The sequence below is a fragment of the Microbulbifer agarilyticus genome, from assembly GCF_019800665.1.
In the GTDB taxonomy this organism is placed as follows: Bacteria; Pseudomonadota; Gammaproteobacteria; order Pseudomonadales; family Cellvibrionaceae; genus Microbulbifer; species Microbulbifer agarilyticus_C.
Genome location: NZ_JAHVKO010000003.1, coordinates 448,706 through 460,561 on the forward strand (window position 1 = coordinate 448,706; position 11,856 = coordinate 460,561).

Sequence of the window (11,856 nt, forward strand, 5' to 3'; positions counted from 1 at the left end):
ATCAGATTCCGGCTTTGATTAGCTGATAGAACGCATCGGGGAACAGCAGCAAGTAAATACAGCCCGCCGCAGTGATACCAAGGGCGATCAGGGAGGGCAGCGGAGCCTCCTTGATGGCGCTGGTTGCGGCTGCATCAGGGTCGCCAGTTACTTCCTGGTCACCACGGGAGAAAAATGCACGCAGCGGGATTGGCAACAAATAAGCGATACTGAGCAGCGAGCTGATCATCAGTAGCCCCATCAGAATCCATTGCTGCGCTTCAAAAGTCCCCAGCATCAGATACCACTTGCTCCAGGTACCGCCGGTGGGCGGAATGCCGATAATGCACAGGCTGGCTACCAAGAACGCGGTCATGGTTACCGGCATTTGCCGACCCAGTCCGCGCAGCTGGTGCACTTCGGTTTTGTGTGCCGCCACCAGAATCGCGCCCGCGCAGAAGAACAGAGTGATCTTGCCGAAGGCGTGCATCACGATATGCAGCGCACTGCCGGTCATCCCCGCACTGGTAGCGAGCAGAGCGCCCAGGGTGATGTAACCCAGCTGGCTCACGGTGGAATAGGCCAGGCGCTTTTTCAGGTTCTGCTGGCGCAGGGCAATGATCGACGCGAGCAGGATGGAAACGCCAGCCAGATACAGCAACCATTCGGTAGCGGGGATCGTCTTGAGCGTGTCAATCCCAAAAATCAGCAGGCAGATTTTAAGCAGTACAAACACACCGGCTTTTACCACGGCCACTGCGTGCAGCAGCGCACTTACCGGGGTCGGCGCCACCATGGCCGCGGGCAGCCAGCGATGGAACGGCATGATGGCCGCCTTGCCGACACCGAACACAAACAGCACTAGCAGTACGGATAGCAGCGTAAGCGAGGTGCCGGGTGAGAAAACACCACCCTCGGTGAACGAAAGGGTACCGGCCAGCAACCAGGTGGCGATGATCGCCAGCAGGAAAAAGCCCACCGAGGTGCCCAGCAAGATACCCAGGTAAACACGCCCCCCGGCACGAGCCTTGTCGGTGCCCGCATGGGTGACCAGCGGATAGGTGCACAGGGTCAGTACTTCATAAAAAATAAACAGGGTGAACAGGTTTTCCGCGAAGGCGATACCCATCACCGCGCCGATGGAAACCGCAAATAGGCTGAAAAAACGTGCCTGATTTTTTTCACCGTGCCCACGCATATAACCAATGGCATAGAGGGTGGTGATGATCCACAGGAAACTCGCCACCAACGCGAACATCAGGCCGAGTGGCTCCACCCGGAATGACAGCGCCAGCCCCGGCAGAACATCCAGCCAGTAGGCGGCAATTACCTGGCCGTCCAGCATGGGCTGATACAACTGGGTAACGGTGAAAAACAGGGTGCTTGCGGCAATTAATGAAATCGCTTCACGCACATTTTCCCAGCGGGCGGTGAGTTGAATGCCCACCAGTGCCAGTACCGGAATAAGCAGGGTCAGTTGCAGCAGGTTGGATGTATTCATTGCGCGCCACCTCCCAGCAGGAATTGTGAGGCTGCCGCACTCACTTCAACCGGCAGGCGGGTGTCGATGCCGAAATAGATATTTGCCGCGATCAATAGCCAGGCAGGGAGCAGAATGCCCAGGGGCGCTTCCCGTTTCGCCGTCGCACCGTCATTAATTTCGGGAGCCTGAAAATAGGCCGCTTCCACCAGTTTCCAGATATAGGCCACCGCCAGGAGCGAGCCGAGTATCACCAGTACCGCCACTCCCCAGAACTGCTGTTCGATGGCTGCGGCAATCAGGTACCACTTGCTGACAAAACCTACGGTTAATGGCATGCCGATCAGGCTGATACCACCGACCACGATGGCGGCCATAGTCCAGGGCATGGTGCGGCCAAGGCCGCGGAAGTGTTCAATGCGACAGCCGCCCAGTTGATAGACCAGCCCCGCCAGTGCCAAAAACAGTCCACCTTTCATCAATGCATGATTGAACAGGTGTAACAGTGTGGCCTGCAGCGCGGTGGCGGTACCGATGCCGATACCCACAACCATGTAGCCGATCTGGGCCACGCTGGAGAACGCCAGCATGCGTTTGATGTTGGCCTGATAGATGGCAACGATCGACGCGGCAAACACGCCCACCAGGCCGAGCCCAATCAGCAGGGTATCCAGCGGCAGGTGCGACAGTGAAAAGTCCACCCCGAACACGGTAAAGGTAAAGCGCAGTAACAGGTAAAGCGCGACCTTGGTGGCGGTTGCGGCGAGAAACGCGGTAACAATGGATGGTGCACAGCTGTAGGCGTTCGGCAGCCACAGGTGCAGCGGGAACAGCGCCAGCTTCAGGCAGATACCTACAAAAATAAATGCAAAGGCGGCGAGCACCGTGGTGGACTCACTGAGTGGCGGAATACGTGCAGCCAGATCCGCCATATTCAGGGTGCCGGTCATCATGTACAGGAAGCCGATACCGATCAGGATAAAGGTGGCCCCGATGGTACCCATGATCAGATACTGGAATGCCGCCCACAATGCGCGCCGGTCTTTGCCCAGCGCGATTAGCGCGTAGGTAGACAGGGAAGAAATTTCCAGGAAAACGAATACGTTAAATGCATCGCCGGTAGCCACAATGCCGAGCAGGCCGGCAAAACATAGCAGGTACAGTGCGTAAAAGACGGTCTGCTTGGTGGGCTCGAGTTCCTTTTGCACACTGGTGTGGGCTGCACTCAACACCACACTGCTGAGCGCGGTGACAATAAACAACACCCAGGCATTCAACAGGTCAATGCGGTATTCGATTCCCCAGGGGGCTTTCCAGCCGCCCAGCTCATAGGTGATCGGGCCAGTGGCATACACCTGTTGCAGCAGCAACACGCTTACCACCAGCGCCGCAACACTGACGGCCAGGGTAAACAGCCACACCAGTGTGGCCTTGCGAATCAGCAGGCAAGACGGTGCCGCCATTAGCGGCAGGATTACCTGCAAAATAGGAAGATGTGCCAGCATGGTTTACTTCTCCTTACCGGCTGGAGCTTGAGACGTGACTTCGGCCGAGGCCGGTTCCTGCAGTGCTTCCGCGGCCTGGATATCCCGTTCCTCGATGGAGCCATAGGCGCGCTTGATGCGAATGGTGAGCGCCAGCGCCAATGCCGTGGTAGCAATCCCCACCACAATGGCGGTGAGAATTAATACGTGGGGAAGCGGGTTAGAGTAGAGGGTTTCGCCCTCACTCAGAATCGGCGCGCCGCCGCCATCCACCTTGCCCACACTGATGTAAAAAATAAAAACCGAGGTCTGAAAAATATTCAGGCCAATGATCTTTTTCACCAGGTTGCCTTGGGCGATGACCATATACAGGCCGATCATCATCAATGCGATAACGATCCAGTAGTTGTAGTGCGATGCCAGTAACACCTTATCCGGCCCCCTGTTCCTGAGTTTGCAAAGAGGACAGCGCAACGCTGGCTTGCCCTTTTGGCGTGTTGCCTGTTGTTGGCTGGGTACCCTTTGCGGAAAGTTCTGTTTCCCGGTCGCGCAGCTGTGCGGTAAACAGATAGGAAATCATGATCATTACCGCGGCCACGGTAATGCCCACGCCCAGTTCGATCGCGATGATGCCGATGTGTTGTCCGGTCACCGCATCGCCTGCCAGTGCGCTGTAATCCAGAAAATTCTTGCCGTTGGCCAGGCTCAGCAAGCCGGTGCAGCCGAACACCAGAACGCCCACTGCCGACAGAAGTTGTACCAGTCCGTGGCTTGCGACCTTGCGCACCGCATCCAGGCCAAACACCAGGCCGTAGAGAATAAATCCGACGGCGAAGATCACTCCGGCCTGGAAACCTCCCCCGGGGCCATATTCACCATGAAATTGCACGTAGAGCGCGTACAGCATAATCGGAGCGATCAGTACCTTGGCCACCACGCGCAGTACGATATCCCGCGACTGCTGTTCCACCAGGGACTGGCCGGGAGCTTGCTGCGGCGCGGGCGCACTGCCCATTAGCAGTGACAGCACTCCGAGTCCTGCGGTAAAGATCACCACGACCTCACCAAACGTATCGAAGCCGCGGTAGCTGGCAAGCACCGAGGTGACGATGTTGGGGATACCGATTTCTTCCTGAGAATCTTCGATGTAGTGCGGGGCCACGTGCGCCTGTGCCGGCGCATTCGCGTCGCCGAATGAGGGCATGTCGACGGTGGCGGTGATTAGCAGTGCGCCCACAGTGACGACCAGCGCGACGGCCAGGCGTGCGCGGTCGCGGTCGGCGCGCTGGTAGCGTCCGCACAGCGCCAGGGTCAGCAGAATCAGTAGCGGTGATATGCCCGCACCCACCGCGGCCTCGGTAAAGGCGACGTCCACCGCGCCCATGGTCATGAAGAAGCCCGCAGACAGCAGACCGTAAATACCCGCGAGCATCGCCGCAGCAAACAGGTCCTTGATCCAGGCAATAGAAACGGCGGTAACCAGTAGCAGCGCCAATAATGCGATATCCAGCAACAGGTCCATCAAAATTTCCCCCTGACTGCTTTATGTATTTTTTTCATTGATGTTAAGTGCCCTCAGCGGCTTCCATCTTGGAAACCGGTGCGCTTGTCTCTGCCACCGGACGGGGGGCGTCTGCGGGGCCTTTCTCCACTGGTGTTTGCGTCAGGCGCAAAGCGCAGAGCTGAGCGGAACGCGCCAATGCATGACTGGCGGTGGGGCTGGTAAAGAAAATAAACAGCACGATCAGTGCCAGCTTGAACAGTGCCAGGCTCCAGCCGGCAATGAGCATCAGGCCCGCGATGATCAGAATGGTTGCGAGGGTGTCGGTAACGCCCGCCGCGTGCATGCGCGAGTAAAAATCGGGAAAACGCAGCAGGCCGATAGCGCCAGTCAGCATAAAAAAGCAGCCGAGAAAAAGCAGCAGGCCACTGGCATAGCTCAGCAACAAATCAATCACTTGCTAACTCCTCTGAAGAATTCTGGGTGCCGTTCTGGTTTCGGTTACGAAACTCGAAATAACGCAGCACCCCGATCACGCTAACAAAGTTGATCAGTGCATAAACCAGCGCAATATCCAGAAACTCCGGCTTGCCGAAGGTAAAGCAGATAACGGCGATCAGCAGTACGGTTTTTGTTCCAAACATATTCACCGCGAGAATGCGGTCGTGAATAGACGGGCCCTTGATTGCGCGCACCAATGCCAGAGACATCACCACGAGCAGGGCAATCAGAGTTGCATTCAACATTCGTTCTTCTGCCCCGTGGTAGTGCTTGAATCTGAATTTTTTTCTGTCAGTGCGAGGATCTGTTTTTCCATCTCTCCCTGCTTGAGTTCATCTAGTCCACTGCGGGTCAGTGCGTGGACCAGCACCGAATCATCATCCACATCGATGGCCACGGTACCGGGAGTCAGGGTGATGGAGTTGGCATAGAGGACCTTGCCAAGATCTGTATTTAGTTTGGTTGGAATACGTTCGCTGCAGGGTGAAATTGTTTCGTTGCGTGAAAACAAGCCACCCCATACACAAGCCGCGACTTCCAGGTTGCTGGCAACGATTTTTCGCCACAGCCACAGGTAATAGCCCGGTAAGGTCGCCCACAGCTCAAGCGGCAGTGATTCCCCATCCACAACTTTCATGCGCCTGGCTATCAGGATGACGAAAACAACGGAAATGAGTCCGAAGGAGAGCAGTAGAGGCGTGTACAGGCCGGAGTTGGTAAGCCAGATAAACGCGAGAACGGCAAAAAGACAAATGGTGTAACGCATGAATGATTTACGACAAAATCTTTATAAATACCTTCGCGGACGCTGCCGTCTAATGGGTGTGGCAGCGAAACCGGTTCAGGGGTTGAGTACATCTTTGCAGCGATAGTGATTTTCCAACACCGTCAGCATCGCGGATTCTGCCGTTGCATCCTTTGCAAACGGCTGCGGAATTTCTGCCACCTTGGCAATCAGGGTATCGAGGGTCGCGCTGGGCGGCAGACAGTAACGGCTGCTGAGGCGTTGTTCCGCTTCATCGGAAAGTCGACTGGCACGGGTTTTAATGGCCCGGGCCACAAATTCTGAGGGGCGCTCTTCTGCGGCGACTATATCTTTGCTCGCAGACAGATAGCCATGGATAAATGCGCGGCAGCTGGTCGCGGGCGCGCTTTCCTGATCGGCCTTGTAGGCCTTACAAGCTTCTATCAGCTTCGTTGCCGTTAGAGGTTCAGCAAGTACATCGGTTGTCAGGCCAATTGTCAATGCGACAACGGCCATCGGGACAATTACTGTGCGCTGTTTACGCTCCATACTCGTCACCTTTTATTCTTATCTATATGCGCAGGTCTGTATTGGCGAGGGCTCCGGTCCTTCTGATTGTTTCATCTACTCAATAAGGAGCGCTCTAATTCACCTGCGGCGGCTACTAAATCTTGCAGAGTTTTTGACTCTCGTCAAATGTGCACAAGTGTCAAAAGTATTGATGTTTCTGGCTGCTAATTCTGATTTATAAGGCTTTAGGCTAATTTTTTTGCTTGAGAGAGCCCTGGAGTGCAATGTTTCACAAGTTTTAAGTGAAAATCATCTACGTGTATTACCGGCAGCAGGAGGTATTCAGCCGGGGGCGGGTGGTGAAAAGTGATGCTGTATGAGGGGTGTGGGCCGCGAACCGGCAGGGGGTTCCGGTCACGGCGCGACGCGCGGCTAGTGGCGTCTCTAGCATCTTCTGGTCAGGCCGGTCGCCGACCGGTTCACCGAGTCGATTACCGGCGGCGACTGAAGGATTAATAGTCTCGATTGACGATGTAATCGGCCAGCTGCTGAAGGACACTGAAGTTGCGGTTGTCAGCCTGTGGGGAGACTTCCTGCAAGGCCTGGTGGGCTTCCCGATGCAATTCTTTCGCCTTGGCCTTGGCGCCCTCTAGTCCGAGCAGCGATACATAGGTGGGTTTGTTGCGGGCCGCATCGGCACCCTGAGTTTTCCCCAGCGTCTCGGTGTTCGCGGTCACATCCAAAATGTCATCCTGCACCTGGAACGCTAGGCCAATGGCTTCGGCATAGCGGGTGATTGCGGCCAGCTGCGCCTCGTCGGCACCGCCGATCAAGGCACCGATGCGCGCACTGGCGGTGATCAGGGCACCGGTTTTCAGGCGGTGCATATGCTTGAGCTGCTCCAGGGTCAGCGACTGGTCCACCGCGGCGAGGTCGATGGCCTGACCGGCCACCATGCCGCGGGCACCGGAGGCCTGGGCCAGCTCGGCAATCAGTTGTACTTTCAGCTCCGCCGCCAGCGGCGCTGCGGCGAGCAATTCGAACGCCTGGCACTGCAGGGCATCACCGGCGAGGATCGCGGTAGCCTCGTCAAACTGGATATGGCAGGTCGGGCGGCCGCGACGCAAAGCGTCGTCGTCCATCGCCGGCAAATCGTCGTGGACCAGGGAGTAAGCGTGTATGCATTCCAGTGCTGCCGCGGCCGCATGGCAGTTAGCTGCACAGGCCTCACCGCCGAGGGCGAGTGCCGAGGCGTAAACCAGCGCGGGGCGCAGGCGCTTACCGGGGCCGAGGGCCGCGTATTGCATGGCGGCGAACAGGGCTTCGGCTCGGCTCTCATCGGCCAGAGCCGTCTTCAGGGTCTGTTCGACCTGGAGGCTTGAGGTCTGCAGAAAGGCTTTCAGTTTGGCGGGCATGGGCGCCGGAGTGGGAACGGGGGCAGGGCTACTCACTTACTTGCTCACTTATTCCGGTTCTCCGGGGCGCTGGTCAGGGGCGTCAAACGGCAGCTCTTGTACCTGGCCGTTTTCTTCCATCAGTATTTTGACCTTCTGTTCGGCGCTGGCCAGCTTTTGCTGGCACTCGCGGGTGAGCTTCACACCGCGCTCAAAGTCCGCCAGGGCCTCGTCCAGTGGCAAATCGCCGCTTTCCAGGCGTTCCACCAGCTGTTCCAGTTCTTCCAATGCACTCTCGAAAGTAGCGGCTTTCTTTTTTGCGGCCATGGCGAATTCTCTGATAGGACTTGCAGGTGCGGGCAACCTTAGCGGCTCGTGATAACGCGGTCAACGCCACACCCCCTGCGACAATATGGCGCAGTTGCGCGCAGGGTATTTCCGATAGCATTCCCTTATTCATATATACCGCTACACAAGGAAATACCCGTGCGCGCCCCTGCTGCTTTTTTAGCCTGCCCTCTCGCCCTGGCCGTAAACTTCTCACCATGGTTGACCCCATCTGCTCAGGCGGAAATGGGCACTCTGTCAGACAGTGCCCTGGAACAGGTGGTTGTCACTGCGACGCGGGAAGCCAAGGCGCGCTCGGAGCTGGCGGAGTCTGTGGGTGTGGTGACCGAGGAGCAGCTGGCGCACATCGCACCCGCGCATCCCGCCGATGCCCTGAATCGGGTGGCCGGGGTGCATGTGAATAACCTGGGCGGGGAGGGGCACATGACCTCTATTCGCCAGCCTATCTCTACCGCCGGGGTCTACCTGTTTCTCGAAGATGGTATTCCCACCCGTCCTACCGGCTTCTTTAACCACAACGGACTCTACGAGATCAATGTGCCGCAAAGTGCGCAGCTGGAAGTCACCAAGGGGCCGGCTTCGGCGCTGTATGGCAGTGATGCCATCGGTGGGGTAATCAATGCGCTTACCAAGGCCGCGCCCGAAGAAGCCGAGATTTCCCTCAATGGCGAGCTGGGTGCGGACGGTTGGCAGCGGGCATTGATTTCCGGCGGCAATAAAGTTGGTGAAAGCAGCGCGTTTCACCTGGATTTGAACAGCACCGCCAGCGATGGCTTCCGCGAGGAAGCGGACTACACCCGCACTTCCATGAGTGGCCGGTTCGACAGTAAATTCGCCGAGGGCTGGGATAGCAAGACGGTGCTGTCCTATTCCACCATCGACCAGAGCGGTGTTTCGGGGCTAGAAGAGGCCGATTACCGCAACCATCTAGAGAAGAACCGCTACCACGGTGATATCGGTTACCGCGAGGTGGAGGCCCTGCGCCTGTCTTCCGAGCTGGCATACACCCCGGATGAATACAGCCTGTTGACGGTAACTCCCTTCTATCGTCACAACAGCACAGTAATGATGCCCAGCTGGATGGTGACCTACGATCCGAACATACGCGACACTGAGTTCAGCTCCTACGGCCTGCTGCTCAAGTACCGCCGCGATTTTGATCGCGGTGAGCTTATTGTGGGGGTGGATGCGGATTACACGCCGTCTGAATACCGCGAAGAGCGCATCACGGTAACCCGTGAGGGCGATATCTATAGCGACTATGCGCGCACCGGCGAGTTCACCTACAACTTTGATGCAGAGCAGACTTCCGTTTCTCCCTATGTGCACGCGGAGTATGCGCCCACTGCGCAATTGCGCTTGTCGGCGGGACTGCGCTACGACGTATTTGACGTGGATTATGCGGACCGGCTGGATACGCCCAACGAGGATCCATCGCACTTTCGCCCGGCATCGCAGGGTCGCGACTACGACAACCTGAGTCCGAAACTGGGGGCCGTATACAAGCTGAACGACGATCATCAGCTGTACGCCAGTTATCGCCATGCCTTCCGCGCTCCCACCGTGGGTACCCTGTTCCGCCCGGGCTCCTCTACCGGCACCACCGAGCTTGAGCCGGTGACCAGTGTCAGCCAGGAAGTCGGGTTGCGCGGTGTTGTTGCCGAGGCCGTGAACTATGAGCTGGCGGTTTACGACATGACCACCGAAAACGATATTGTCAGTTATATCGAGGGTGACATGCGCAAGACCACCAACGCGGGGGAAACCAGCCACAAGGGTGTGGAGCTGAGTGTGCAGGCACCCCTTGGCGAGGAGTGGCAGCTGGCGCTGTCTTACGCCGCGATGCAGCAGGAATACAAGGATTACTCCTACGTATTCAGCCAGTTCAGTTTCGCCTGCTTCTGCATGGTCAGTGAAAACCTGAACTTTGCCGGCAACGATATCGGCAAGGCGCCGCGTACCCTGGGCAACCTTGCGCTGGCCTATACCCCGGCGTGGCTGAGCGGCCTGCGGGTGGAGCTGGAGTGGTCCCACACCGGTGGCTATTACACCGATGAAACCAACACGCAGGAATATGCCGGTCACGACCTGCTGAACCTCCGCGCCACCCACGATTTCAGCAATGATCTCTCTGTGTACACGCGCCTGTCCAATGTCACCGATGAACGCTACTCCACCTACACGGCCAACCAGGTAGGCGATCCGGACCTGAGCTATCGCCCGGGCCTGCCGCGCTCCATGTTTGCCGGTGTGCGTTATCGCTTCTGACTTTCGCCGGAATAAGTGGAAAAAACAAAAGCGTAATTAACAGAAGTGCAATTAACAGAAGCTGTTCAGAAAAATTGATTTAAAAGAACCGACATAAAAGAACTGTTATGAATCTGAAAAAGCAGTGGCTCGCCTGGCACAACAAACTTGGTTGGTACGCGCTCGCCGGTATTCTGGTGTGGGCACTCTCGGGTATTAGCCATCCGATGATGGCCTGGTTTGGTCCCAAGGCCGTCAAATTTTTCCCGCCGTCGGTGAGCCTGCAGGCGGAAGACCTGGGCAACTTGCCACAATTGCTTGCCGATGAATCCCGGGTGCAGGGCGCGAGGGTGGTGAAGGTGGTGCCCTCTCAGAATGGGCCGCTGCTGCAGGTTACCGAGAGCGAGACGGCACCGCGCAACTACTATGCCCTGAATGACGGTCGCGAGATTGTGAATGGTGACCTAGCGCAGGCCCGCTGGCTCGCCGGTTACTACAGTGGCCGCAGCGACGAGCAGATCGCCGACGTGCAGCTACAGACCGAGTTCGACAACGCCTACCCCTCGGTAAACCGTCTGCTGCCGGTGTACCGGATTGAATACGCCGGCGACGATGGCCTGACCCTGTTTGTTCACACCGAAACCGCAGTGCTCGCCTCGCTCACCAATAACAGCAAATCGTTTATGCAGGGCATTTTTCGCCAGCTGCATACTTTTGCGTGGTTGGATGGACTGGAGTACGGGCGACTGATCCTGATCGGCTTGCTGATGCTGACCCTGTTTGCGTTCGCGGCCACCGGCATTGCCCTGGTATTCGCGTTGCGTCCGTCCAAGGGTAAGTCCCGCAAGATCAAAGATGGCAAGCGTCGCTACCATCGCTGGCTGGGTTATGCCCTCTGGCTGCCGCTATTGGGCTGGTCTGCCAGTGGCTTCTACCACCTGTTACAGCAGTCCCTGGTGGAGCAAGTGCAGGGACTGCGTCTTGGCGAAGTGGGGGAGTTTCGCAACCTGAATGCAGACTTCAGCTGGGCCAGTCAGCTGGATGGCCGTGCCATCAACAGCCTGTCGCTGATCAGTGGCGCCGGTGACGCACCGCTGTATCGCGTTGGCTTTGCCCCGCAGAAATCGTCCGCCCCCGGTAGTCGCAACCAGCGTTTTGACGGTCGACCTAGCGAGGCGGGCGCGCTGTTTGTGAATGCGCGCACCGGCGAGCCGCTGCAAACCTTTGCCGACCGTGAGCAGGCGCAACTACTGGCCGGGCGCATTGGCAATATTGAGCCACAGGACATCGCCGACATGCAGCTGGTGACCCGCTATGGCCCCGGTTACGACTTCCGCAACAAACGCCTGCCGGTGTGGCAGGTCACGGTAGCAGATGCAGACAAAACCACGCTGTTTGTGGACCCGGCCACCGGCGTGCTGGTGGACCAGTCCCGCGGTATTGACCGCGCAGAGCGCCTGTCATTTTCGCTGTTGCATAAATGGAGCCACCTGACCCCGCTCACCGGGCGTCAGGGTCGCGATCTGCTGATTGTATTTACCTTGCTGCTATTGCTGGTGAGCAGCGCCATCGGCGGGGTGATGCTGGTAAAACGCAAAAAGCGCGGGGCAAAAGCGCAGCCGCAGCCGGCTGCCGCTGGCTCTATCGGCGCGGTGGCGACACAATAG

General features: G+C 57.6%; 12 protein-coding genes. 2 read left to right on the plus strand and 10 right to left on the minus strand.

All coding sequences use genetic code 11. From position 1 onward, the window contains the following. Window position 1: 1 nt before the first annotated feature. The 10 genes from KUV22_RS07610 to xseB all read right to left on the minus strand — a co-directional run bounded on the left by KUV22_RS07610 (window position 2) and on the right by xseB (window position 7,921). Complete coding sequence (locus KUV22_RS07610; RefSeq protein ID WP_222229874.1) at window positions 2-1,480, minus strand: proton-conducting transporter transmembrane domain-containing protein; 1,479 nt, start codon at window positions 1,478-1,480, stop codon at window positions 2-4. Beyond that, window positions 1,477-2,964: a monovalent cation/H+ antiporter subunit D family protein gene (locus tag KUV22_RS07615; RefSeq protein ID WP_222229876.1), complete on the minus strand. Its 1,488-nt coding sequence runs from the start codon at window positions 2,962-2,964 to the stop codon at window positions 1,477-1,479. The genes KUV22_RS07610 and KUV22_RS07615 overlap by 4 nt, the downstream gene beginning before the upstream one ends. Window positions 2,965-2,967: 3 nt before the next feature. Further along, entirely contained in the window at window positions 2,968-3,372 is a 405-nt protein-coding gene (locus KUV22_RS07620; protein ID WP_222229877.1) for a cation:proton antiporter subunit C, read from the minus strand. A 1-nt stretch (window position 3,373) separates the two neighbouring features. Continuing rightward, window positions 3,374-4,465 carry a DUF4040 domain-containing protein gene (locus KUV22_RS07625; protein ID WP_222229879.1) on the minus strand — a complete coding sequence of 364 codons (1,092 nt, stop codon included), beginning with the start codon at window positions 4,463-4,465 and terminating at the stop codon, window positions 3,374-3,376. A gap of 43 nt (window positions 4,466-4,508) precedes the next feature. Continuing rightward, window positions 4,509-4,901: a monovalent cation/H(+) antiporter subunit G gene (gene mnhG, locus KUV22_RS07630; protein ID WP_315857515.1), complete on the minus strand. Its 393-nt coding sequence runs from the start codon at window positions 4,899-4,901 to the stop codon at window positions 4,509-4,511. Then, window positions 4,894-5,190, minus strand: coding sequence for a monovalent cation/H+ antiporter complex subunit F (locus KUV22_RS07635; RefSeq protein WP_222229881.1), 297 nt, complete (start codon window positions 5,188-5,190; stop codon window positions 4,894-4,896). The genes mnhG and KUV22_RS07635 overlap by 8 nt, the downstream gene beginning before the upstream one ends. Beyond that, a complete protein-coding gene (locus KUV22_RS07640; RefSeq protein ID WP_222229883.1) occupies window positions 5,184-5,711 on the minus strand; it encodes a Na+/H+ antiporter subunit E in 528 nt (175 codons plus the stop codon). Before KUV22_RS07640 ends, KUV22_RS07635 begins: the two co-directional genes overlap by 7 nt. A 75-nt stretch (window positions 5,712-5,786) precedes the next feature. After that, complete coding sequence (locus KUV22_RS07645; RefSeq protein WP_222229885.1) at window positions 5,787-6,239, minus strand: Rap1a/Tai family immunity protein; 453 nt, start codon at window positions 6,237-6,239, stop codon at window positions 5,787-5,789. A 473-nt stretch (window positions 6,240-6,712) separates the two neighbouring features. After that, window positions 6,713-7,615: a polyprenyl synthetase family protein gene (locus KUV22_RS07650; RefSeq protein WP_222230431.1), complete on the minus strand. Its 903-nt coding sequence runs from the start codon at window positions 7,613-7,615 to the stop codon at window positions 6,713-6,715. A gap of 48 nt (window positions 7,616-7,663) precedes the next feature. Next, window positions 7,664-7,921: an exodeoxyribonuclease VII small subunit gene (gene xseB, locus KUV22_RS07655; protein ID WP_222229887.1), complete on the minus strand. Its 258-nt coding sequence runs from the start codon at window positions 7,919-7,921 to the stop codon at window positions 7,664-7,666. Window positions 7,922-8,167: 246 nt separating this feature from the next. On the opposite strand from xseB, the gene KUV22_RS07660 reads away from it, so the two are divergent. Both KUV22_RS07660 and KUV22_RS07665 read left to right on the plus strand, forming a co-directional pair. Next, window positions 8,168-10,210 carry a TonB-dependent receptor gene (locus KUV22_RS07660; protein ID WP_261319261.1) on the plus strand — a complete coding sequence of 681 codons (2,043 nt, stop codon included), beginning with the start codon at window positions 8,168-8,170 and terminating at the stop codon, window positions 10,208-10,210. A gap of 107 nt (window positions 10,211-10,317) precedes the next feature. Continuing rightward, window positions 10,318-11,856 carry a PepSY-associated TM helix domain-containing protein gene (locus tag KUV22_RS07665; protein ID WP_222229891.1) on the plus strand — a complete coding sequence of 513 codons (1,539 nt, stop codon included), beginning with the start codon at window positions 10,318-10,320 and terminating at the stop codon, window positions 11,854-11,856.

Bases quoted from the DNA above. Each gene is read 5' to 3' on its own strand.
- KUV22_RS07650 (WP_222230431.1), bottom strand. From the start codon at position 7,615: ATGCCCGCCAAACTGAAAGCCTTTCTGCAGACCTCAAGCCTCCAGGTC.
- KUV22_RS07645 (WP_222229885.1), bottom strand. From the start codon at position 6,239: ATGGAGCGTAAACAGCGCACAGTAATTGTCCCGATGGCCGTTGTCGCA.
- KUV22_RS07665 (WP_222229891.1), top strand. From the start codon at position 10,318: ATGAATCTGAAAAAGCAGTGGCTCGCCTGGCACAACAAACTTGGTTGG.
- KUV22_RS07660 (WP_261319261.1), top strand. From the start codon at position 8,168: ATGGGCACTCTGTCAGACAGTGCCCTGGAACAGGTGGTTGTCACTGCG.
- KUV22_RS07625 (WP_222229879.1), bottom strand. From the start codon at position 4,465: ATGGACCTGTTGCTGGATATCGCATTATTGGCGCTGCTACTGGTTACC.
- KUV22_RS07610 (WP_222229874.1), bottom strand. From the start codon at position 1,480: ATGAATACATCCAACCTGCTGCAACTGACCCTGCTTATTCCGGTACTG.
- KUV22_RS07640 (WP_222229883.1), bottom strand. From the start codon at position 5,711: ATGCGTTACACCATTTGTCTTTTTGCCGTTCTCGCGTTTATCTGGCTT.
- KUV22_RS07615 (WP_222229876.1), bottom strand. From the start codon at position 2,964: ATGCTGGCACATCTTCCTATTTTGCAGGTAATCCTGCCGCTAATGGCG.
- KUV22_RS07635 (WP_222229881.1), bottom strand. From the start codon at position 5,190: ATGTTGAATGCAACTCTGATTGCCCTGCTCGTGGTGATGTCTCTGGCA.
- xseB (WP_222229887.1), bottom strand. From the start codon at position 7,921: ATGGCCGCAAAAAAGAAAGCCGCTACTTTCGAGAGTGCATTGGAAGAA.